Source organism: Qipengyuania citrea (genome assembly GCF_024171405.1).
Lineage (GTDB): Bacteria > Pseudomonadota > Alphaproteobacteria > Sphingomonadales > Sphingomonadaceae > Qipengyuania > Qipengyuania profunda.
Map to the genome: position 1 here is coordinate 1,359,740 of NZ_JALJZT010000002.1, position 23,614 is coordinate 1,383,353.

The 23,614-nt window shown below is 64.6% G+C and carries 15 protein-coding genes; 7 read left to right on the forward strand and 8 right to left on the reverse strand.

Annotation, left to right across the window (positions count from 1 at the left end; all coding sequences use genetic code 11):
* Nucleotides 1–96 precede the first annotated feature (96 nt).
* Nucleotides 97–1,548, reverse strand: a complete 1,452-nt coding sequence (locus tag J2S32_RS15820) for a hypothetical protein (protein ID WP_253519751.1) — start codon at nucleotides 1,546–1,548, stop codon at nucleotides 97–99.
* A 24-nt stretch (nucleotides 1,549–1,572) separates the two neighbouring features.
* Nucleotides 1,573–2,544, reverse strand: coding sequence for a YadA family autotransporter adhesin (locus tag J2S32_RS07520; RefSeq protein WP_253519755.1), 972 nt, complete (start codon nucleotides 2,542–2,544; stop codon nucleotides 1,573–1,575).
* A 433-nt stretch (nucleotides 2,545–2,977) separates the two neighbouring features.
* On the opposite strand from J2S32_RS07520, the gene J2S32_RS07525 reads away from it, so the two are divergent.
* Nucleotides 2,978–3,880 carry a GAF domain-containing protein gene (locus J2S32_RS07525; protein ID WP_253519773.1) on the forward strand — a complete coding sequence of 301 codons (903 nt, stop codon included), beginning with the start codon at nucleotides 2,978–2,980 and terminating at the stop codon, nucleotides 3,878–3,880.
* A gap of 39 nt (nucleotides 3,881–3,919) precedes the next feature.
* On the opposite strand, the gene J2S32_RS07530 is transcribed toward J2S32_RS07525, so the two are convergent.
* Nucleotides 3,920–5,308: a DcaP family trimeric outer membrane transporter gene (locus tag J2S32_RS07530; RefSeq protein ID WP_253519776.1), complete on the reverse strand. Its 1,389-nt coding sequence runs from the start codon at nucleotides 5,306–5,308 to the stop codon at nucleotides 3,920–3,922.
* A gap of 144 nt (nucleotides 5,309–5,452) precedes the next feature.
* On the opposite strand from J2S32_RS07530, the gene acs (J2S32_RS07535) reads away from it, so the two are divergent.
* Nucleotides 5,453–7,384 carry an acetate--CoA ligase gene (acs, locus tag J2S32_RS07535; protein ID WP_253519780.1) on the forward strand — a complete coding sequence of 644 codons (1,932 nt, stop codon included), beginning with the start codon at nucleotides 5,453–5,455 and terminating at the stop codon, nucleotides 7,382–7,384.
* Between the two features lie 5 nt (nucleotides 7,385–7,389).
* Nucleotides 7,390–8,025: a response regulator transcription factor gene (locus tag J2S32_RS07540; RefSeq protein WP_253519783.1), complete on the forward strand. Its 636-nt coding sequence runs from the start codon at nucleotides 7,390–7,392 to the stop codon at nucleotides 8,023–8,025.
* Here J2S32_RS07540 and J2S32_RS07545 read toward each other — a convergent pair.
* The 5 genes from J2S32_RS07545 to J2S32_RS07565 all read right to left on the reverse strand — a co-directional run bounded on the left by J2S32_RS07545 (nucleotide 7,995) and on the right by J2S32_RS07565 (nucleotide 16,172).
* Nucleotides 7,995–11,360: a PAS-domain containing protein gene (locus J2S32_RS07545; RefSeq protein ID WP_253519788.1), complete on the reverse strand. Its 3,366-nt coding sequence runs from the start codon at nucleotides 11,358–11,360 to the stop codon at nucleotides 7,995–7,997. The genes J2S32_RS07540 and J2S32_RS07545 overlap by 31 nt on opposite strands.
* A gap of 101 nt (nucleotides 11,361–11,461) precedes the next feature.
* Nucleotides 11,462–13,237, reverse strand: coding sequence for a sodium:solute symporter family protein (locus J2S32_RS07550; RefSeq protein ID WP_253519792.1), 1,776 nt, complete (start codon nucleotides 13,235–13,237; stop codon nucleotides 11,462–11,464).
* A gap of 10 nt (nucleotides 13,238–13,247) precedes the next feature.
* Nucleotides 13,248–13,526, reverse strand: coding sequence for a DUF4212 domain-containing protein (locus tag J2S32_RS07555; protein ID WP_253519796.1), 279 nt, complete (start codon nucleotides 13,524–13,526; stop codon nucleotides 13,248–13,250).
* Nucleotides 13,527–13,642: 116 nt separating this feature from the next.
* The gene (locus J2S32_RS07560) at nucleotides 13,643–14,317 is read right to left on the reverse strand and encodes an exonuclease domain-containing protein (protein ID WP_253519800.1); all 675 of its coding nucleotides are present in this window, start codon (nucleotides 14,315–14,317) and stop codon (nucleotides 13,643–13,645) included.
* Complete coding sequence (locus tag J2S32_RS07565; RefSeq protein WP_253519803.1) at nucleotides 14,310–16,172, reverse strand: DUF294 nucleotidyltransferase-like domain-containing protein; 1,863 nt, start codon at nucleotides 16,170–16,172, stop codon at nucleotides 14,310–14,312. The genes J2S32_RS07560 and J2S32_RS07565 overlap by 8 nt, the downstream gene beginning before the upstream one ends.
* Nucleotides 16,173–17,479: 1,307 nt before the next feature.
* On the opposite strand from J2S32_RS07565, the gene J2S32_RS07570 reads away from it, so the two are divergent.
* From J2S32_RS07570 to acs (J2S32_RS07585), 4 genes are all read left to right on the forward strand, one after another.
* The gene (locus J2S32_RS07570; protein ID WP_228135327.1) at nucleotides 17,480–18,526 is read left to right on the forward strand and encodes a helix-turn-helix domain-containing protein; all 1,047 of its coding nucleotides are present in this window, start codon (nucleotides 17,480–17,482) and stop codon (nucleotides 18,524–18,526) included.
* Between the two features lie 139 nt (nucleotides 18,527–18,665).
* Nucleotides 18,666–20,186: an aldehyde dehydrogenase gene (gene adh, locus J2S32_RS07575; RefSeq protein WP_050601788.1), complete on the forward strand. Its 1,521-nt coding sequence runs from the start codon at nucleotides 18,666–18,668 to the stop codon at nucleotides 20,184–20,186.
* A gap of 70 nt (nucleotides 20,187–20,256) precedes the next feature.
* Nucleotides 20,257–21,288 (forward strand): alcohol dehydrogenase AdhP, encoded by a 1,032-nt coding sequence (gene adhP, locus J2S32_RS07580; protein WP_050601789.1) that lies wholly within the window; start codon nucleotides 20,257–20,259, stop codon nucleotides 21,286–21,288.
* Nucleotides 21,285–23,564: an acetate--CoA ligase gene (gene acs / locus J2S32_RS07585; protein ID WP_050601790.1), complete on the forward strand. Its 2,280-nt coding sequence runs from the start codon at nucleotides 21,285–21,287 to the stop codon at nucleotides 23,562–23,564. The genes adhP and acs (J2S32_RS07585) overlap by 4 nt, the downstream gene beginning before the upstream one ends.
* Nucleotides 23,565–23,614 lie beyond the last annotated feature (50 nt).

Consider the following 23,614-nt stretch of genomic DNA (forward strand, 5'->3'; position numbering starts at 1 on the left):
GCCCCTATGCTGGATTAGCGACAGTTCGGTGGCAAGCGTCTTGAGACCGGCGCATCGCCAGCCCCAAGACGCCCGCCCCTCCCCGAGGTCAAACGATCAGAACTCGCCCGCCACGCCGACCCGCGCGGCGGTATTCTTGCCGCCGCTGTAGGAAACGCCCATCGTGACCGCGAGCGGCGTGTCCGAATTGACCCGCGCCGCCACCGATGCGCCCAGGCCCAGCTCTCCGCGATAGACCGAGGCGTTGGCCGCATAGCTGACCCGGCCCACTTCGGAGGGCATCGGCGCCGGGGTCAGCGCCACCGCTGCGGCGATCCCGCGGTTGGTCTCGCGCCGCTCGACGGCGGCCAGGTCGAACAGCGTATCGACCCGCCCTTCGAGCGAACCGATCCGCCCGGCCGTGCTTTGCAGCAAGCCGATATCGAGCGTGCTGACGCCCAAATTGCCCGCGGCATCGGTGGTCACCAGCGACACCGGCCCGGACTGGCGGGCAGCGCTTTCGGCCGAATTCAGCCCGGCGAAAGTATAGGTGCTGTCGCTGCCGCCCAAGGCCACCTGTCCGTCCATCGTCGCAACCGCGCCATTGCCGATCGCGACCGCGCCCGCGCCATTGGCGGAGGCTGCGTTGCCCAGCGCGATCGCGCCATTGCCCACCGCGCTGTTCAGATTGCCGATGGCAACCGCGCCGGTGCCGGTCGCGGTGTTGTCCGCGCCCAGCGCCACCGCGCCGGTCCCCGTCGCCACATTGGGATCACCGATGGCCACGGCGCCATTGCCCGACGCGATATTGCCCGCCCCGATCGAGACCGCCTGGCCGTCGATGGCCTGGGCATTCGACCCGATCGCCACCGACCGGTCGCCGCTGGCGAGGCTGCCGGGACCCATGGCAAGCGCATCGGTGCCGGTGGCGGACGCCGCCGGGCCGGTGCTGTTGCTGTCGAAGAACGCCAGCTCGGCACTGTTCGCCTCGGCGCGGGCCAGGGCGGTATTGGCATCGGATTGCGCCTGCTGCGCCTCGGTGCGCGCCAGATTGGCGGTTGCCTGCGCATCGACCGCATTCTCGAAGGCGGCATCGGCCCGCGCCTGGGCCGCTGTCGCACCCGAACCCGCTTCGTCGGCAGCCCGCTGGGCCGCGCGGGCTTCGGCGCGCGCCGTGTCGGCAATGCTCTGCGCGGTGGCCGCATTGTCGAAAGCGGCATCGGCGCGATCCTGCGCGGTTGCCGCTTCGGCGCGGGCGGTGTCGGCCGTGGTCTGCGCCGTCGCGGCATTGGCCAGGGCGGTGTTTGCAGTTCCCTGCGCGGCAGCGGCGTTGGTAAGCGCGGTATCGGCAGTCGCCTGCGCGGTCGCCGCATTGGCCAGCGCTGTATCCGCCGTCCCTTGCGCGGTAGCGGCATTGGTGAGCGCCGTATCGGCAGTCGTCTGCGCCGTCGCGGCACTCGTCACCGCGCTATCGGCAGTCGCCTGTGCCGTGTCAGCAGTCGTTTGGGCGGTCGCGGCATCGGCAAGTGCCGTATTCCCCGTGGCCTGGGCCGAAGCGGCAGCGGCCACCGCGCTGTCGGCGGTTGCTTGCGCCTAAGCAGCAGCGGTCACCGCGCTGTCGGCGGTCGCCTGCGCCGCTTCCGCCGCAGTCTGCGCGGTCGCGGCATCCGCGAGCGCGGCATCCCCGGTAGCCTGGGCAGCCGCCGCATTGGTCACTGCGGTATTCGCCGTCGTCTGTGCTGCGGCGGCCGCTGTCGCCACGCTGTCGAGCTGGCCCTTGTTGACCGCATCGGTCGCCTGCGTTCCGGCGGCAAGGTTGACGATCTGCCGCTCGCTGCCGGTGCTTCCGACAGAGACCGTATCGGCCCGGTTGGCGACCGAGCCCCTGCCCAGCGCAACCGCATTGGCCGCACTGGCCTGCGCGCGCGCGCCCACGGCAATGGCGCTGGTAAAATCGGCCAGCGCATCATTCCCGATTGCGATGGCATCATTGGCCGACGCCAACGCGCCAGCACGATCGCTGTCGGTACCATCGGTCCCGATCGCGATCGAGCGGTCACCGCTCGCTGTCGCAAAGTTGCCGGTGGCGGTGCTGTACTTGCCGCTCGCTGTCGCAAAGGCGCCGGTGGCGGTGCTGTACTCGCCGCTGGCCGAGCTGTCCCCCCCGGTCGCAGTGCTGTAGTAACCGCTGGCGCTGCTGTACGCTCCGGTGGCGGTGCTACTTGTATCACCTGCAGCGCTATAGGCACCTGTGGCGGTGGCGCCATCTCTACCATTGGCGGTAGCGAAAACGCCCGTAGCGGTGCTGTCCAAACCCGTAGCGGCACTCCGGTTTCCCGTGGCGGTGCTACCCGCTTCGGTCGCCGTCGCGTCAACGCCGCAGGCGAGAGAGGACAGGCCTTCGGACGATGCGTCGCCGTCATCGTCGGTGGCCGTATCGATGGTGCCATTGTCGTTCCTGTCGAGAAAACAGGTTTCGGCCATGGCCGGACTTGAGATGGCGATCGCGCCGACGCTGGTCGCGACGAACAGGCTGCGCCGAAGCGCCTTTGTTGAAATAGACATGAATTTCCCCCTCCCAAATAGTCAAGCAATCGGTCGGCAGCGGCTGGGGACCGCTTCCGGGCATGGACAAGCGCTTGGCAACGCACCTCGTCGCCGCGCCGGTTGGCCGGCGGTGACGGTGACATTGGTGCAGGCGGGGCTGCCTTGCCGGGGCCCGCAGTCCCGGCGCGTTACGCGACCGCCACCGGCTGGCACACGCGACGACGGCGGCGACCCACAGCGCGGTGCGCGGTTTCCGCCCCCTCGTTTACGTCATCTTCCCCAATCCCCGAAACCTTTGAAAACAGGGTCAAGCGGCTAAATAGTACGGTGCGAGTTCAGCAATTTCGGACCATTTCAGGCAAGAGGGATTCCGGTGAATGGCAAGCATGGCATCTGAATGGAGTGAAAACCTGATCGAGCTCGAAGGGGGCCGCGGCGATTCGGCAGCGAGGTGGACATCTGGCAGCTTGCCGAATTGCCCGAATATCTCGATCCGCCGTGTTGGGCGGTCATTGCCGCGCGGCTGCTGCTGTCGCTTCCGTTCGAGGAGGCGGTTCCGCAGGTCCTCGAATATATCGGCGAGGCCGCCAGGGCCGATCGGACGTGGGTGATGCGGTTCAATGACGATGTCACACTGCTGCGCAATTCGAACGAATGGTGCCGCGATGGCGTGTCGTCCCATGTGGCGGATCTGCAGAATGTGCCGGTCACCATGATGGGGGAGATCCTCGCCCCGCCGCGCGAGGGGCGCAGTGTCGCGATCAACGATGTCGCGATGCTGCCGCGCAGCCTGCGCAGCCTGCAGGTCGAATTCAGGCACCAGCAGATCCAGAGCACGCTGACCGTCCCGGTCCATAATGATGACGGGCGGCTGATTGCGTGTATCGGACTCGATGCCGCGCGCAGCCGGCGCCGCTGGACGATCGACGAGGTCCACGCGCTGATCCAGATCGCCGCATTGATGGGCGTGGCGAACACCGAAGGCGCCCCCAGACGCAAGCCGAAGGGCGAGGAATTCTCGGTTCCGATCTATCTCAAATCGGGCAGGTCGGCCCGCGGCGTTCCGGTTGCGTCGATCGCCTCCGTTCGCGCCGACCGGGACGGGTCGCTGGTCGGCCTGCGGGACGGTGCGCAGCTGGCCGACGACCGCCCGCTGCGCTGGTGGCAGTCGGTCCTGCCCGACCAGGATTTCCTGCGAATCCATCGTTCGGCGCTCGTGAATATCCGGCTGGTCGACCTCCTGCGCCGCCGCGCGGGTGGTCAGGATCTGGAATTGCTCGTCAAGGGCTGCCCCGCGCCGGTCCCGGTCTCCCGCACCTCGACCGCCGAACTGCGCCGCCGCCTGGGCGCGTGACCAGGAGCGGAAGCAGGAAGTCTGGCAGGCGGATACCCCTCAGAACGAATATTTGGTCGAGACCTGGACCTTCTGGAGATTGCCCGACTGGCCGTCTTCGGTGGTCCGCTCGGCATACATGTATTCGATCCCGATATCGATCGGACGCACGGGCGAGTAGATGAGGTTTGCCAATACGTTCCAGCTTTCGTCCGTGACCGCGCCCGAGGTCAGCAGGACCGGGTTGTCGGCCTTGAAATAGGACCCCGCGACACTCGAACGCAGCTGGTCCGACCATTGGTGGCGAAAGGCGCCGAAGCCCGAATAGGTGAAGATCGGGTCGAGATCGCCATTGGCATCGACCGCGGCATCGTTGACGATGTTGAGCCCGATGTAGCGGCCCAGGCCGTCGCCGGCCGTCCCCATGAACCGGAAATCGTCGCGCTCGCCCAGCTGGACCTTGCCCGAGACGCTCAGGCCATAGCCCAGCGCGCTGTCCGAACCGCTCCCGAAGTCATCGTCTGCGATACGCAGGTTCCTGAGGATGCCCGCTGCCGTGAGAGAGCCCCAGTCGCCGGTGAAATTGTAGCGCGCCACTATGTCGGGAATGGTATCGTCGCCGGGCAGCACGCGCGCGCCATTGCTCGCAGTCACGGTTGTTTCGGGCTGCTCCGCCGCCAACATGAAGCCGCCGGCGGTATAGCGGATCATCGGCTGGCGGACGAACACCGTGCCCGGCGTAGTCCCGATGAAGTCCAAGCTGTCCGGCAATGCGCCGACATTCTGGAAGGTCGACCATGCCTGGCCGAACAGCCAATTGTCATAAGTGATGAACGCTTGCCGCAGGCGCGGCTGGTAGCTGTTCGAAATCCGCTCATCGCCATCCGGGGTGACCATGAAGTCGAGCTCGATCTGCGAGCCGAGCGTATGCTCGCCCCCGACATCGGTCGCGGTCTTGAACACGAGGCGGCTCTGGCGGGCGTTAAAATCGGTGTCCCAGCCCGATGCCTCCCCGCCCACCGGAATGGCGCCGGGAATGAGGAAATCGCGCACGATACTGCTTGACCCGACCTGCCCGGCACTGGTGCGCTGGGTGATCGCATCGAGCTTCACATAGCCGGCGTAGGAAACGCGCGTGTTGCCGACCCGGAAACCCTTGCCGTCCTGCTTCTGCGATTCGTCGATCTGCGCCGCGAGTGCTTCCTGGCGCTCATGAAGATCACGGGTTTCGGCCAGCGCCTGCTGCGTCTGGATAACGGTTTCGGCTTGCCGGGCATCCAGTTCGCCGTCCTTGGCATCAAGCCGCTCGACCAGCTGTGTGACCAGCCGTTCGAGCCGGTCCAGCCGCGCCTCGACATCCTCGTCCTGTGCCGCCGCCGGTGCCGCCGCAAGGCAGGTCCCGGCAAGAAGTCCTGCGCGGATGAATTTTCCGAATGCGCTGCCACCCATGTTTGCCTCCCTCAGATATTATCAGGAGGATGATGCGCGCATCGGGCCGGACAGATAAATCGGCAGATGGTCGTAAGACCTTGGTCTGACAGCGCGTATGGTACCGGGGCTGCTATCCGGGTCGGCAGACAAGGGAGATAGTCCATGCTCGATGTTGTCCGCCGTCTTGGCAATGCCGAAGCAAGCCGGTGCACGCTCGAACAGTTCGACAGCCTGTACGAGCGGTCGATCGAGGACAGCGACGGCTTCTGGCTCGAACAGGCAAAGCGGCTGGACTGGTTCCAAGAGCCGTCCAGGGCGGGAGAATGGTCCTACGACCCGGTGGAGATCGCCTGGTTCGCCGATGGGAAACTGAACCTGTGCCACAATGCAGTGGACCGCCATCTGGATCGGCGCGGTGACGATACTGCGATCATCTTCGAACCCGACGACCCGCAAGGCGACAGTCGCACGCTGACCTATCGCCAGCTCCACGCCGAAGTCGTTGGCATGGCCAACGCGCTCAAGGCGATCGGAGTAACACGGGGCGACCGCGTTACCATCTACATGCCGATGATCGTCGAAGGGGTCCTTGCCCTGCTGGCCTGCGCACGCATTGGCGCGGTCCACTCGGTGGTCTTCGGCGGCTTTTCGCCCGAAGCGCTGGCCGGACGCATCGAAGGGTGTGGTAGCCGCTTCGTGGTCACTGCCGACGAAGGCCTGCGCGGTGGCAAGCGCGTACCGCTGAAGGCGAATGTCGACGCCGCGATCGCCGAGCCCGACCACGATGCGCCGATCGACGGCATGCTGGTGGTGCGTCATACGGGCGCGGACATTCCGATGACCGCAGGCCGCGATCACTGGTATCACGAGGTCGCCAACGGTACCGACTGCCCGTGCGAGCCGATGGACGCGGAAGACCCGCTGTTCATCCTCTATACCTCGGGTTCGACCGGCAAGCCCAAGGGCGTCGTGCACACGACCGGCGGCTATGGTGTGTGGACCGCGACGACCTTCGCCTATGTCTTCGATTACCAGCCCGGCGAAGTGTTCTGGTGCACCGCCGACATCGGCTGGATCACCGGCCACAGCTACATTGCCTACGGTCCGCTGTTGAACGGCGCCACGCAGGTCGTTTTCGAAGGCGTGCCGAGCTATCCGGACCACGGCCGCTTCTGGGAAGTGGTCGACAGGCACAAGGTCAATATTCTCTACACCGCGCCCACCGCCATTCGCGCGTTGATGCGCGAGGGCGACGGTTTCGTGACCTCGCACAACCGCTCCTCTTTACGCCTGCTCGGCACGGTGGGTGAGCCGATCAACCCGGAAGCCTGGCGATGGTACTTCGACGTCGTCGGCGAAAAACGCTGCCCCATCGTCGACACCTGGTGGCAGACCGAAACCGGCGGCGTGATGATCACCACCCTGCCATCGGCCCACGACATGAAGCCGGGCAGCGCGGGCAGGCCGTTCTTCGGTGTTCGGCCACAATTGGTCGACAATGAGGGCGCGGTGCTCGACGGCGCGGCCGAGGGCAATTTGTGCATCACGCATAGCTGGCCCGGTCAGGCGCGCACGGTCTATGGCGATCACGAACGCTTCGAGCTGACCTATTTCAGCACCTACCGCGGCAAATATTTCACCGGAGACGGCTGCCGCCGCGACGAGGACGGCTATTACTGGATCACGGGCCGCGTCGACGATGTGATCAATGTCTCGGGCCACCGCATGGGCACCGCCGAAGTCGAAAGCGCGCTGGTCAGCCATGCCAAGGTCGCAGAGGCCGCGGTGGTCGGATGCCCGCACGACATCAAGGGCCAAGGCATCTATTGCTACGTCACGCTCAACGCGGGCGAGGCGGGTTCGGACGACCTCCACACCGAGCTGCGCAGCCATGTCCGCACGGAGATCGGCCCGATCGCCTCGCCCGACCATATCCAGTTCTCCGACGGCCTGCCCAAGACGCGCAGCGGCAAGATCATGCGCCGCATCCTGCGCAAGATTGCGGAGAACGATTACGGCTCGCTCGGCGATACATCGACGCTGGCCGACCCAAGCCTGGTTGATCGCCTGATCGAAGGAAGGCAGAACCGCTGATCGAGATGGCAAGTCGCATCATCATCGCCGACGACCACCCCCTGTTCCGCACGGCGCTAAGCCACGCGGTAGCCAAGGTGTGGCCCGGGGCCGAGATCGTCGAAACGTCGAGCGCGACCGAGGCCCGGCGCGAGCTGGAACAGGGCGCCGAAGTCCTGCTGCTTGATCTCCACATGGAGGATTCGAACGGGCTCAGCGCCCTGATGGACTTCCGCCAGGACTTCCCCGCGCTTCCCGTCGCCATCATCTCGGCGAGCGAGGAACCACGTGTGTATGATGCGGCAAGCCAGCTGGGCGCGGCGGCCTTCATCCCCAAGTCGGCCAGCCTCGAACTCATGCGCGAGGCGCTGTCATGCGTGCGCGAAGGCGACGACTGGTTTCCCGAAAGCGACGGCACTACCGACGACGACCTCGCCCGGATTGCCAATCTCACCCCCGCCCAGCGCCGGATACTCGGCCAGTTGAGCGAGGGGCTTCTCAACAAGCAGATCGCCTATGAGCTCGACATCAGCGAGGCGACGGTAAAGGCGCACATCACTGCCATCTTCCGCAAGCTGGGCGTCGTCAACCGTACGCAGGCGGTCCTGCTGGCTGCCAAGCTGGACGTGGCTCAGGACGTAGCGGCCCCGACCTCGGCCTGATTTTCTGGCGTGCTGCGCGCCACGCAATCCGAAAAAAGCGCTCGCAGCGCGGCTGGCGATGAGGGTTTCAACAGCCGGTTCGCGCCCATGCGTGCCGCGGCGGCCTCGGTTTCCTCGCTCGCTTCGGCAGTCAGCAGGATCGCGGGCGGACGGGTGCCCCAAGCAGCGCACAGGACCTCGTAAACCCCGTCGCCGCGCGCGTCGTCATCGAGGCGAAAGTCCATGACAACCACGTCGGGCGCGGTCGGCGCGAGTGCGAGCGCTTCTGCCTCGCCCGAAGCACAGGTCACATCGAGCTGCCATCGGTCGAGCAGCGCGGCGGCCGCGCTGAGCGCAGCCGGATCGTTGTCGACCACGAGGATGCGCGCATCCGCGAGCGTCGACGCCTTGCGACGCCGACGCTCCGGTTCGGCGCGAGCGCCCCAGCGCAAGACCGGCAGGCGGACCGAAAAGCTGCTTCCGCGCCCGGGGACCGAGCGCGTCACGACTTCGATCGCGAGCAGCGCAGTGATGCGCCGCACGATGGCGAGGCCCAGGCCAAGGCCCTCGCGGTCGGGCGTCCGCCCCCGCTGGAACTCGCCGAAGAGCCGTTCGACATCCTCCCCGGCAATACCCGGCCCGGTGTCGAAGACGCATAGTTCGATATCGGCACCCGCCCGCCGCACCCCGAGGAGCACGCCCCCGCTCTCGGTGTAGCGGATCGCATTGCTCATCAGGTTGCGCACCACGCTTGCCAGCAGCGCGCGGTCGGTCTGGATCCACGCGCTTGTGGCGACCCGGCGGAAGGCGAGCCCCTTGTTCTCCGCCTGCACCGAAAACTCGCGCATGATCTCGTCGAAGATATCGTCGACCGCAACGGGCTCGTACTTCGGCTCGATCCCGCCGCCGTCGAGCTTGGAGATATCGAGCAACGTGCGGATCAGCCGGTCCGCCGAGGTGATCGACCCGTCAAGGTCCCTGACCAGTGCTTCGAGCTGTTCGCGTCCCCGCACTTCCTCGCCCAGCGCCGAGGCGAAGAGCCGCGCGGCGTTGAGCGGCTGGATGAGATCGTGGCTGGCCGCGGCGAGGAAGCGGGTCTTCGAACGCGTCGCCGCCTCCAGCTTGGCATTCGCCTCGCTCAGCTGCTGGGTCCGCTCCAGGACTTTCTGTTCAAGCGCCTGCTCGGCGCGGCGATCGGCAGTGACATCGCTATAGCTGGTGACATAGCCGCCGCCGGGTGCCGGATTGCCGATGATGCGCATGATCCGGCCATCATGCTGTTCGCGCTCGAGGCGATGCGTGCGACCGGCGCGCATATGCTCGAGCCTGCGGGCGACCTGCAGCTCGATCTCCTCCTCGGGCACGCCGCCCTGTTCGAGATTGTAGCGGATGAGGTCGGCGATAGGGGTGCCCACGCTGGCCATTTCGTCCGGCAGCGAGAACATGTCCTGGTAACGGCTGTTCCAGGCGACGAGGTTCATATCGAGATCGACGAGCGCCACGCCCTGGTCGATGTTCTCGATGGCAAGCTGCAGCAGGTCGCCGCTGAAGGAAAGCCGGCGGTTGGTCTCGTCGAACATGGCGACGACCTGCTCGAGCGGCACGGGATCCCCTTGCGCCCAGCTCGACATGAGCATGCGTGCCGAAGGGGTGCCGACCACGCCCGCAATCGTGCGCTCGGCCATGGCGAGGATCTGGGAGTCGGCCGGATCGCTGTCGCGATAACCTGCGCCGAGCGTCTCGCTCGCCCGCTTCTGGCCGACAAACTGGGCGAGCAGCAGGCGGACGTCGGCGATACGCTTGGCGGTGGTGAAGGCGGGCCGCGCTCCCGGCGCAGCCGTGCCGACGAAGGCCGCCGCCTGCGCGGCATCGACCAGCGTTTCGCGTCCCAGCGCCGAACCGGCCCAGAAGGCCGCTGTGTTGGCGCCGAGGCTCACCAACACGCCCGAGACCAGCGGATCGGGATGGATGAGGAAGATCGGCACCTGCCCCGTGGCGGGCGGGAGGATGAGCAGCACCAACCAGCAGACGAAGCCTGCCAGCAAGCCGCAGACCATACCCACCTTGTTGCCGTTCCGCGTGATCATGCCGAGCACGAGTCCCGGCGCGAATTGCGCCATGGCGGCAAAGGCCAGTGTCCCGAGACCGGCAAGGTTCGCCGTGTTGCCGAAGCCGAGATAGACGAGGTAGGCGAAAAACAGCAGCGCGGCGATGACGAGCCGGCGGATCATCAGCAGGCGGGTTGCGAGGCGGGTCCGGTCGCCCTGACCCTTGAGTTCGCGCCGGAACACCAGCGGAGAGACGAGATCGTTGGTGATCATCGTCGAGAGAGCCACGCTGGCGACCACGATCATGCCGGTCGAGGCGGCAAACCCGCCGATGAAGACGAACAGCGCGAGCACCGCATTCCCGCTTTTGAGCGGCAGCTCCATGACGATCAGGTCGGCGGGCGTGGAAGCGGGGAGCACGGCGATCCCCGCCAGCACGATCGGCACGATGACCAGCGAAGTGACCACCAGATAGGCCGGGAAGATCCACTGCATCCGCGGGCCGGCGCGGTCGGTCTGCGCCTCGACGAAACTCATGTGGAACTGGCGCGGAAGGCACAGCGCGGCGCAGGCCGCGATCAATGTGAGCACGGCAAACCGCGCATCGAACTGGCGAGCCGAAAACGGCGAAACCGAGGGCGCAATCACCTCCGGCCGGTCCGCGACGATGGTCAGCGCGAATGCCGCCACCGCCAGCAGCGCGAGGATCTTGACCGCCGATTCCACTGCGATGGTCAGCACCAATCCGGCATTATCACCTGCCCGGCCGACGCGGCGCGAGCCGAACAATATGGCGAACAGCGCCATGCTTCCCGCCACCAGCAGCACCAATTCATTGGCCGAAACCCTGGCCTTGAGTTCGGGATCGAGCGCGAGCAGCGAGGCGCCGACCGATTGCAATTGCAACGCCATGTAGGGAAGCGACCCGATCGTGGCGAAGATGGTCACCAACGCCGCAACGATGGCGCTCTTGCCATAACGCGCGGACAGGAAGTCGGCGATCGAGGTCGAGTGCTGCGCCTTGGCCTGCGCGAGAATGCGCCGCACCAGGCCGAAGCCGAGAGTGAAGACCAGCACCGGGCCGAGATAGATCGGCAAGTAGTGCCAGCCCGAACTTGCGGCCGACCCCACACCGCCGAAGAAGGTCCAGCTGGTGCAATAGACTGCAAGGCTGAGACCATAGGTCCAGTCGCGCCTGCGCGCGGATACGACCTGTCCCGCGTCGGCCAGTCGGTCCTGCCGCGCGGCGATCCAGAACAGCAGCGCCAGGTAGAGCGTCGCCGCGATGATCGCTGCACCGAACAGCATGGCCGTCTCCCTCCGCCTGCCAGACTATCGCAACTGGCGCTTCATGCAAGAAAGGGCGGCGCCGGCAGCACCGCCCTTCCCTGCGACCGGCCCGATGGCCGTCAGTGTGCGTGGGCGTCTCCGGCGCCGCGCGGCACGCGGATCGAATCGACCAGCTTGCGGATCTCGACCGGCGGGCTCGCCGTCATCCTCGAGACCGCGATCGCGACACCGAAGTTCAGCACCATGCCGACTACGCCGATCCCTTCAGGCGAAATTCCGAACAGCCAGTTATCCGCCACATTCGCCGCTGGATTGGCCAGCTTGAAGTAGAAGATGTAGCCGAAGGTGAAGGCCAGACCCGTAACCATGCCCGCAATCGCCCCTTCCTTGTTCATCCGTTTCGAGAAGATGCCCATGAAGATGGCGGGGAACAGGCTGGCTGCGGCAAGGCCGAAGGCGAATGCCACCACCTGTGCCACCCAGCCCGGCGGATAGATGCCGAGATAGCCTGCAACCACGATCGCCGCGGTCGCCGCGAGACGCGCCGCACGCAGTTCGCCTTTCTCCGATATGTCGGGCTTGAACGTGGACTTGAGCAGATCGTGGCTGACCGAGCTGGAGATCACCAGCAACAGGCCGGCTGCGGTCGAGAGCGCCGCAGCGAGCCCGCCGGCAGCGACCAGCGCGATGACCCAGCCCGGCAAATTGCCGATTTCCGGGTTGGCGAGGACCATGATGTCGCGGTCGACATAGACCTCGTTCGCACTGTCGGCGACGGGTGCGTTGGTGACCACGCGCTCGCCTGAAGGTCCGGTGCCTTCGCCAAAGGCGGGGGCTCCTTCGAAGGCATCGCCGCTGCGGTATTGCATCACGCCGTCGCCGTTCTTGTCCTGGAAGGCGATCAGGTCGTTGCGCTCCCAGTTCTTGAACCACCCGGGTGCTTCCGAATAGCTCGTCTCGTTCACCGTATCGATGAAGTTGAGGCGGGCGAAGGCACCGACCGCAGGCGCGGTGGTGTAGAGCAGGGCGATGAACACCAGCGCCCAGCCAGCCGACTTGCGGGCGTCGGACGCCTTGGGGACCGTGAAGAAGCGCACGATCACATGCGGCAGCCCCGCGGTCCCGACCATCAGCGCCAGGGTGATGCAGAACACATCCACCATGCTCTTCGACCCGTCGGTATATTCGCCGAAGCCGAGATCGGTGAGCACCAGATTGAGTTTCTGGAGCACGTATAGCCCCGACCCGTCGTTGATCTGGCTGCCCAGGCCGAATTGCGGGATCGGGTTGCCGGTGATCATGAAGCTGAGGAAGAAGGCCGGCACCATATAGGCGAAGATGAGCACGCAATATTGCGCGACCTGCGTATAGGTGATGCCCTTCATCCCGCCGAGCACGGCGTAAATGAAGACGATCCCCATACCGATGATCACGCCCATGGTGATGTCCACGTCGAGGAAGCGCGAGAACACGATCCCCACGCCGCGCATCTGGCCTGCGATGTAAGTGAAGCTGATGAAGATCAGGCAGATCACCGCGACGACGCGCGCCGCGTTGGAGTAATACCGGGTGCCGATGAAATCGGGCACGGTAAACTGGCCGAACTTGCGCAGATATGGTGCCAACAGCAGCGCCAGCATGACGTAACCGCCGGTCCAGCCCATCAGATAGACCGACCCGTCATAGCCGAGGAAAGCGATGAGACCGGCCATCGAGATGAAGCTTGCCGCGCTCATCCAGTCGGCTGCGGTCGCCATGCCATTGACGACCGGGTTGACCCCGCCGCCGGCGACATAGAATTCCTTCGTCGAACCCGCCCTGCTCCACAGGGCGATGCCGATGTACAGGGCGAAGCTGGCGCCGACGAAGAGATAGATCAGAGTTTGCGTGTCCATCGTCGCCTCCTCAATCGTCGAGATCGTATTTGCGCTCGAGCTTCCTCATCTTGACGACGTAGTAGAAGATCAGCGCGATGAAGATGTAGATCGAGCCCTGTTGGGCGAACCAGAAGCCGAGCGGATATCCGCCGACCGTGAACTGGTCGAGGAAGTCGCGGAACAGGATTCCGGCCCCGAATGAACAGGCGAACCAGATCGCCATCAACGTGACCAGCAGGCGGATATTGTCGCGCCAGTAGGCGCCCTCCGCTTCGCTGGTCTGATGGGTTTCGTTCTCGTCGGACATGGAATCCCCCTCCCTTTCGTATGTGCAAAGCGCCCAGAAATTGGGAAGCTTTGCGAAGGGAGGCTATGCCGCGCCGCCCCGCGCGGCGAGCGCGACAAAAGTCTAATGAGGGGGGTCTAGAGCGCCTCCAGGCGGCCGAGGCGGGTGTCCGTGGACATGCGCGAGAGCTGCGCCAGCAGCAGCTCGCCGGCCGCCAGCGCATCGGACAGCGCGTCGTGCTGGCTGTAGGCGGGCAGGCCATACCGCGCGCGGGTTGCCGCGAGACGATATGCCCCGCTGCCGACGAGGTTGGGATTGAGCCTGCGCTCGAGCGCCAGCGTGCAGATCGACCGGACCGGAAGCGAAAAGCCGAAGTGCGCCCGGGTCACGCGGGCGGTCACCCCGCGTTCGATCGACGCACCATGCGCGATCATGACGCGCCCCGCGAGCGCCCCGACCAGTTCGTCTACGACGCTGCCGAGACTATCCCCGGCCCGCGCCCGCTGTTCGCCGATCCCGTGGACCGCGACGGCATCGTCATCGAGCCTGCGAGCGCTTTTAACGTCGAAGGATCGTGCGGTGCCCAGATCGATCCCGCGCGCGTCGAAGGCCAGCCAGCCTGCCTGCAGCACATGCGCATTGCCTGCGAGACCATCGAGCTCGAAGTCGAGCGCGAGCAAGGATACGTCGCCGATGGGCGTGTCGGCATCGGGCCAGTCGGCCTGCGCATAATGCGCGAGCAGCGCATCGCCCCTGGCCGCGCAGGCTTTGAGGCCGCGCGCGAAGCGCCACGACCGCAGCGCCTCACGCAATGCCGCCCGCCAAATTGCGCCTGAGCGATTCCAGCCCGCCGCGAATTACCGCGAAGGCATCCTTGAGATAGTCCCGCTCGAGCGGAGAGAGCGAGGCGGGGTCGATGACATTGTCCGGCGCCTTGCCCCGGCGAAGCTGCGCCGCCTGATGCGCAATCCGCAGCTCGTTGACGAGCAGGAATGCATCCTTGAGACTTTCCGCATCGCCCTTCGCCATGCGCCCCGCCGCGGCCAGCGCGGCGAGCCTTTCGAGCGTGCCGACCGCGGAGATACCTTCGGACAAGGCGAAGGTGCGGGCGATGGCGATCAACGGCAGGATGGCCTGTGCCTTGGCATCGAAGCCCTTGGTCCCGTCGGCGGTTTTTTCCAGCACGAGATTGCGGAAGATGCCGAGCGGAATGCGGCTGCGCTGCGCATCGCGCGCGAGGTAGCTCAGGAACAGCCGGTTGCTCGCGACTTTCTCGAGGACATAGCCCCGCAAGTCGCGTTCCACCTCGAGCCTGCCATGGACCACGCGCATGTCGAAGAAGATCGTCGCGCGCAGGATCTTGTCCTCGTCGGGATTGTCGATCCAGTCGTCGTAACGCGATTGCCATTCACCCAAGGTCAGCCGCTGGTCGGCATTTCGCGCCATGATCCCGCCATTGCAGTAAACAAAGCCCGCCTGGTGCAGCGTATCGGAAATGCGCGTGCCCAGCGCTTCGAAATAGGCCCGGCCGGCCGCATCGACCCGGTCGTCGATCACCAGGCCATTGTCCTGGTCGGACCCGACCAATTGTTCACCCCTTGCCAGCGAACCGAAGACCATCAGCGCATAGGGGACGGGTGGCGGGCCAAGCTCCGCCTCGGCCAGCTCTGCTGCACGCCGATGCACTGCCTCGCCGAGCGCGGAGGTAAAGCGCATGGTGTGCTCGGCGTGAAAGCCGCCCGCATCCATCCGCGTGAAGCCTTCGGGAATACGTTCGGCTGCGGCGACCAGCGCCTCGGGCGTTGCCGCTTGTGCGACAAGCATGCCCGTGTCGATCGCGCTGTCGCCGAGGTGGGCCAGGATGTCGGTCGCGCTCAAGATGGCGAACAACTCCCCGTCCGGGCCAAGCAGGGGTATATGGCGAAACCCGCCGGCGGCCATCATCGCCATGGCCTCCGAGATATTCGCACTTTCGGGCAGCGTACATGGCGCCGGGGTCATGACGGCGCTGATAGGCGTATCGAAACTGCGCCCCGTCGCGACCACCCGGTTGCGCAGGTCCTTGTCGGTGAAGATCCCGACCAGCTTGTCGTTTGTGCAAATTGCCAGCGTGCTCACATCGTGATGGCTCATCAGCGTGGCGGCATCGGAAACAAGCGTATCCGGATTGCACGAGACCGGTCGGCGATGCGTGAGGAGTTCCCGGATACTACGCTGTCCGAGCAGGCTGGAGTGCCTGCTCTTCAGGTCGCGCACGGCATTGCGGATGCGCGCGCTCTCGTTTTCGGCAAAGAACTCGCGAAAAGCAGTCGATTTCTGGCGCAGCTCGCGAAAAAGGTCCCCCGGCAAGAGATAGGCGAGCGTATCCTCGAGCGCGACGGTCGTATTGCGCACCTCGCCCCCGCGCAGCAGCGAGGGAAAGGCAAAGCAGCTTCCCGCATCGAGATGCGCCGTCAGATCGTCTCCCGCGAGCCGCAGTTCGACCGATCCCGAACGCACGATGTAGAGATGCTCATTGTGCCCGCCGCTCGCCAGGATTTCCTCGCCGGAGCGGTAGTACCGAACCGTCACCCGGCGTACGGCAGGGACCAGCGTGTCGCGGTCGAGTGCGTCGAACGGGGCCGTATGCTCGAGAAAAGACCGGATATCGCTCAGCTCGCTGACCATTCAGCCACGATAGCACGACTGGCGCCATTTGGCGTGTCGACGTTAGTCTGACCACGCGGGAGCAGCAACATGACAGGACGATGGAGGCTTTCGCAGCAGATCAGAAAGGTCATCTACTGCCGAGGCCAACACCGGCTTTTCGCGATTGGGAGGTCTTGCAGCGTCATGTAGTGCTCAAACCGTCTGATACGGCGGTTTGGCGCTGTTCGGCCGGCGAAGAAAAGGTCGCGCGGGCCGTCTTGTCCGTCAACTCTGCCCACGCAAAAGCAAATGGCGGAGCAGGAGGGATTATTAGGTCGCAACCTAATGATTTGAAATCATTTTCCTACTAATTCGCCGCCAGTTGAATTCCCACAATTCTGACCACACGTCCAGATCGTCGCCGGTATTCGACATCAAAATTATGCCCCATCGCGGCGTTGGCTGTCCAGCATTTTCCCTCTCCGTCCGCTCTTGACCTGAGAGAAGAGTTTCCTTTGTCGTCTGATCCCGGCGCGCGCGACTACCGCCATGCCACGTGCGTTCTGACGATCAAAAGAGGATGGGGAAAAGCGGGTAGACTAACCGTCGCAAGCGCAGCCTTTGCCCTTCTTACAAGTCTTATCCCGAGCGATGCAGCTATCGCCGCAAGCCTTGCCCTTGCTGCATGTTTTACAGCACCCATCTGCATAAGCGGTACCGCAAACTGGTGTCGCTGCGCCACTCAGCGAAGCGACAGATAACGCCAACGAAGCCAGTAGAATTTTCATCGTGCGATTCTCCCGTCAGAGGGCGTATCGCGAAAAAGTAGGGGTCCAGTTAACAGCGATATCCGGGTTCGGTGAAAAGCATAGCCGTTGCCCAGCCATGGGGACATTACACCGGCTTCTACGCTACGCCCTGATCCGGTACCCTGGCCGCCTGTTGGTCAGGAGCATTATCGGTCCCCCTACGAGAGCTTATCTTTGCGGGCCTAGCGATCTTTTTATAGTTCTTACTCACTTAGCTCGTAGGCTGAGCTGCGGCAGGAATGGGGCCGCTAGCCGTCGGTCCGCTTTTGACTGGCTTACGTTTGAAAGCTGCCGAAAGCGTTATAGTGCAAATCGGCCCAACGTTTGCCGGTCTGGAAAACGCCCTAAAACCGGTCATTCGAGTGACTGAGATTTTCGCCTGAGAACTACTATTAGTTTACCGTAGACTCCATTGGTGCCTTACGATCTGATCGAGGCGGTTTGAAAGATCGCGCCGTGTTTTAACCGCTGTTGGCTTGGGTGCCGGTATTCATCATGGCGTAGCAAGGCGGCGACCGCGCTTGAGAAGAATGCGACGTGGCGCTCGACCTTGATCTTGTTTGCAGGTTGCAGCCTTGCCTGAGCGACACCCTCGAGAAATTAGCGATTTTCGATGAATTGCGGTATCGGGGCACGATGACGGAACGGCATGAAGCAATTGTCGAAGAGGTTTTGCAATCCTCATCCAGTGCCGCGCATTCTCTTGTCGCGGCGAGCTGGTGTCGTTCCGGCCTAAGGCATGGTCTCGATGCCGGGGCCAATCGCGCATCGGAACTCGTGTCCGGTAGCGACCTCACCCAACGACGGCAGCGCCATGAGTTGATGCTGGACGTCGCGCGGCCACTTCTCGACCAGTTGTTCCAGGCCGTTTCCGCTACCGGCTGTGCCGTGATGCTGTCCGATAATAACGGCGTCGTGCTGGAAGCGCGCAGCCTGGCTGGCGATCGCGAACTCTTTGAGCGAGTTGGTCTGACCCCCGGCGGGGTATGGAGCGAGAGCCGGGAAGGCACCAATGGTATCGGCACATGCCTGATCGAGGGTCGGCCCGTCACGATCCACCGCAACGAACATTTCGCCAGTCGCAACATTGGTATCAGCTGCATGGATGCGCCAGTGCGCGATGCGACCGGCCAGCTTGTCGGCGCGCTCGATATTTCGAATTGTCGCGACGATCACAGCGCCGCGATGGGGATATTGGTGCAGAAGATTGTTCAGGACGCAGCGCGCCGGATCGAAAGTGGCATCTTTCGCAAACACTTCGCCGCGCATCGGATCGTCGATGCCAATCTGGCGGGCGGAGATGCAGCCCTGCTGGCCGTGGATCAGGACGACCTGGTCATTGGTGCAACCTTTGCCGCCAGGCACCGCTTCGGGCTGACCGACGCTTGCCTGGAAGCGCGCCGCACGGCTTCCGATATTCTCGGTAGTGAAGCAGCCCCGTCCCTCCACGACTCGGAACGGGCCGTGTTACGAAGAGCATTGGCGCAGGCCGGTGGCAACGCCACGCAGGCAGCAAAAGATCTCGGAATAGGGCGTGCGACGCTTTATCGGCGGATGGAAAAGGTTGGCTTGCAGCGCAGCTGACACATACACCGACCTAAGTGTCTCGATAGTGAGACAGTCTGCCCATGCAATTGCCGGCGGGCTCTTTTCAGCACCGCTTTTTCGCGGAACCATCATCCTCACGACCGGGAGCACCCGGCAAATTCGAGAGGATCAACTGATGGACATACAAACAAACCCCGCCGCTTCGATGACGGCTCCGTTTGCGGAGCGCTACGACAACTTCATCGGCGGCAAATGGGTGGCGCCCAAGGACGGGCGCTGTTTCGACAATATCTCCCCGATCACCGGCAAGGTGGTCGGTCAGGTCGCGCGCAGCCAGGGGGCGGACATCGAGGCCGCGCTCGACGCGGCGCATGCCGCGAGGGATGCGTGGGGCCGCACCAGCGTTGGCGAGCGCGCGCTGATCCTCAACCGCATCGCCGACCGGATGGAGGAAAATCTCGAAAAGATCGCGATCGCGGAAACCTGGGACAACGGCAAACCGCTCCGCGAAACGATGGCCGCCGACATTCCGCTTGCGATCGACCATTTCCGCTATTTCGCGGGCTGTATTCGCGCGCAGGAAGGCGGCATTTCGGAAATCGACCACGATACGGTCGCCTACCATTTTCACGAGCCGCTGGGCGTGGTCGGCCAGATCATTCCGTGGAACTTCCCGATCCTGATGGCGGTGTGGAAGCTCGCCCCCGCGCTGGCGGCTGGCAACTGCGTGGTGCTCAAACCTGCCGAGCAGACCCCGGCCTCGATCATGGTGCTGATGGAGCTGATCGGCGACCTGCTGCCCGCCGGCGTGGTCAACGTGGTCAACGGCTTCGGCGTGGAAGCGGGCAAGCCGCTCGCCAGCAGCAGCCGGATCGCCAAGATCGCCTTTACCGGCGAGACGAGCACCGGCCGCCTGATCATGCAATATGCGACCGAAAACCTGATCCCGGTCACGCTGGAACTGGGCGGCAAGAGCCCGAACATCTTCTTCGAGGATGTGTGCCGCGAGGACGACGACTATCTCGACAAAGCAATCGAGGGCTTCGTGATGTTCGCGCTCAATCAGGGGGAGATCTGCACCTGTCCCAGCCGCGCGCTCGTGCATGAGAGCATCTACGACCGCTTTATGGAACGTGCGATGCAGCGCGTCGAAGCGATCAAGGCGGGCAATCCGCTCGACATGGAGACGATGATCGGCGCGCAGGCGAGCAGCGAACAGCGCGACAAGATCCTCTCCTACATCGACATCGGCAAGCAGGAAGGTGCTGAGCTGCTGACCGGCGGCGAGGCGACGCGGTTCGAGGGCGAGATCGCGGACGGCTACTACGTCAAGCCGACCGTGTTCAGGGGCAACAACCGGATGCGCATCTTCCAGGAGGAGATCTTCGGTCCGGTCCTCTCGGTCACGACCTTCAAGGATCAGGACGAGGCGCTGAGCATCGCCAATGATACGCTCTATGGCCTCGGCGCAGGCGTATGGAGCCGCGATGCCAACACCTGCTACCGCTTCGGCCGGGCGATCCAGGCCGGGCGCGTGTGGACCAACTGCTACCACGCCTATCCCGCCCATGCGGCGTTCGGCGGCTACAAGCAGTCGGGCATCGGACGCGAAAACCACCGCATGATGCTGGATCACTATCAGCAGACCAAGAACATGCTGGTCAGCTACAGCGCGAAGAAGCTCGGCTTCTTCTGAGGCGACAGGCCGGTGCGGTGAAAGTCCGCCGCACCGCCCCCGAACACAACAGAAATACAGGAGAATTGCTATGAGCAAGAGCATGAAAGCCGCCGTCGTCCGCGCCTTCGGCGAACCGCTGCGGATCGAGGAAGTGCCGGTTCCGGAAGTGCAGCCGGGTATGATCCAGGTGGCCATCCAGGCCTCGGGCGTGTGCCACACCGATCTGCATGCCGCCGAAGGCGACTGGCCGGTCAAGCCCGAACCGCCCTTCATTCCCGGCCATGAAGGCGTCGGCTTCGTTTCCGCCGTGGGCAAAGGTGTAACCCATGTGAAGGAAGGCGACCGGGTCGGCGTGCCGTGGCTCTACACCGCCTGCGGCCATTGCGTGCACTGTCTCGGCGGGTGGGAAACGCTGTGCGAAAGCCAGCTCAACACCGGCTATTCGGTCAATGGCGGGTTCGCCGACTATGTTCTGGCCGACCCCAACTATGTCGGCCACCTGCCCGACAATGTGGGCTTCAACGAGATCGCGCCGGTGCTGTGCGCGGGCGTGACGGTCTACAAGGGCCTGAAAATGACCGAGACCAAGCCGGGCGATGCGGTGGCGATCTCCGGCATCGGCGGGCTTGGCCACATGGCAGTGCAATATGCGGTCGCGATGGGGCTGAACGTGGTTGCGGTCGACGTCGACGACGCCAAGCTCGAACTGGCGCGCAAGCTCGGCGCGGTGGAGACCGTGAACGCGCGGACCGACAATGACCCTGCCGCGACGGTCAAGCGCCTGACCGGCGGCGTGCGCGGCGCGCTGGTGACCGCGGTGAGCGAGAAGGCCTTCGAACAGGCGGTCGGCATGGTCGGGCGCGGTGGTACGCTTGCGCTCAACGGCCTGCCGCCGGGCGATTTCCCGCTCAACATCTTCGGCATGGTGCTGAACGGCATCACCGTGCGCGGCTCGATCGTGGGCACGCGGCTGGACCTGCAGGAATCGCTCGATTTCGCAGGCGACGGCAAGGTGAAGGCGACGATCTCCACCGCCGGTCTGGACGACATCAATGCGGTGTTCGACCGCATGCGGCAGGGCCAGATCGAAGGGCGCGTCGTCCTGGACATGACCCAATGACGCAAAGTGCCGCGCCGGATGGCCGAGTGGTCCGTCGCGTGATCGCCACCGACGCGGCCACAGCCCTGCTGGGCCAGATCATCGAACGTCATGGCCCCGTGCTTATCCACCAGTCGGGCGGGTGCTGTGACGGCTCCAGCCCGATGGTCTATCCGCGCGGCGAGTTCCGCCTCGGCGGGTCGGACGTGCTGCTGGGCACGATCGGCACCACACCGGTCTATATCGGCGCGGCGCAGTTCGCGGTGTGGAAACACACGCAGCTGATCCTCGACGTGGTGGAAGGGCGAGGCGGCATGTTCAGCCTCGATAATGGAACGGGCCGGCGCTTCCTCGTGCGAAGCCGGACCTATGGGGAGAGAGAAATCGCCATGTTGCACAAGGCCGACAGGTTTCGCGCCATGCAGGCATCGATCGACAGCGATGCGGACGCCTTCTGGCTGGACGAAGCGCACCGGCTCGACTGGAGCGTCTTCCCGACGAAGGCGGACGAGAGCAGCTTCGACAAGGGCGATTTCGGCATTCGCTGGTTCGCCGATGGCGAGCTGAACGTCTCGGTCAATTGCCTCGACCGCCACCTCGAGACGCGCGGCGACCAGCCCGCGATCGTGTTCGAAGGCGACGAGCCGGACGAAGGGCGAACGCTCACCTATCGTGAGCTGCACTGGCAAGTCTGCCGCTTCGCCAACGTCCTGAAAGCCAACGGGATCGGTAAGGGCGACCGGGTGATCCTTTACATGCCGATGGTGCCCGAAGCGGCGATTGCAATGCTCGCCTGCGCCCGGATCGGGGCGGTCCATTCGGTCGTCTTCGGCGGCTTCTCGCCCGACAGCCTGGCCGACCGGATCGCCGATTGCGACGCTACGCTGGTCGTCACCGCCGATGAAGGCACGCGCGGCGGCAAGCGCATTCCCCTCAAGGCCAATGTCGACAGCGCGCTGGAGCGCGCGAGCGGGGTCGACACGGTCATCGTCATGCAGCGGACGGGTGGCCAAGTATCGATGCGCAAGGGGCGCGACATCTTGTGGGAGGAGGCCTGCGCGGATGCCCCCGCCGATTGCCCGCCCGAAGCGATGAACGCGGAAGATCCGCTGTTCATCCTCTATACCTCCGGATCGACCGGCAAGCCCAAGGGCGTGCTGCACACCACCGGCGGGTATCTGCTTTGGTCGACGCTGACCTTCGATCTGCTGTTCGGCCCCGAGGAGGGGAAGGATGTCGCCGACGATCTGTTCTGGTGCACCGCCGATGTCGGCTGGATCACCGGGCACACCTATGTCGTCTACGGCCCGCTCTCCAACGGCGCGCGCACGGTCATGTTCGACGGGGTGCCCAACTATCCCGATCCGGGGCGCCTCTGGGAGACCAGCCAGCGCCTCGGCGTCACGATCTTCTACACCGCGCCGACCGCGATCCGCGCGCTGATGCGGCAGGGCGACCGATGGGTGACGCGCCACGACCTGTCCGCGATCCGCCTGCTGGGCACGGTGGGCGAGCCGATCAACCATGAGGCCTGGGAATGGTATCATGACATGGTCGGGCGCGGCGAATGCCCGATCGTCGACACCTGGTGGCAGACCGAAACGGGCGGCGCACTGATTGCTCCCGTCCCCGGCGCTACCGAGACTAAGCCCGGCAGCGCGACCCTGCCACTCCCCGGCGTCGACCCCGAACTGGTCGATGGCGAAGGGCATCTTCTCACCGGCGCAACGGAGGGCAATCTGGTTCTCACCCGCAGCTGGCCGGGCATGATGCGCACCATCTTCGGCGACCACGACCGGTTCTTCCAAACCTATTTCAGCACCTTCCCCGGCACCTATTTCACCGGCGACGGCGCGCGGCGCGACGAGGATGGCTATTACTGGATCACCGGCCGGGTCGACGACGTTATCAACGTGTCTGGGCACCGCATGGGCACTGCCGAAGTCGAAAATGCGCTGGACGAGCATGTGCTGGTGGCCGAGGCCGCCGTCGTAGGCATGCCACATGATATCAAGGGCCAAGGCATCCATGCGTTCGTGACGCTGAAAGCCGGCGAAGAAGGCAGCGATGCCTTGCGGCAGGAACTGCGTGACCTGGTGCGCAGCGAGATCGGACCATTCGCCACGCCCGACGTCATCCAATTCGCGCCCGACCTGCCCAAGACCCGGTCGGGCAAGATCATGCGCCGGGTTCTGCGCAAAATCGCCGAGGGGCAGCCTGACGAAATTGGTGACATCTCGACGCTGGCGGAGCCTGCGGTGGTCGAGGATCTGGTGGCCAAGCGCATGAGGCCGTGAACCTCGATTATTTGCTGTGGCCGCTAAGCCCGCTTTCTAGCTAAAACCAG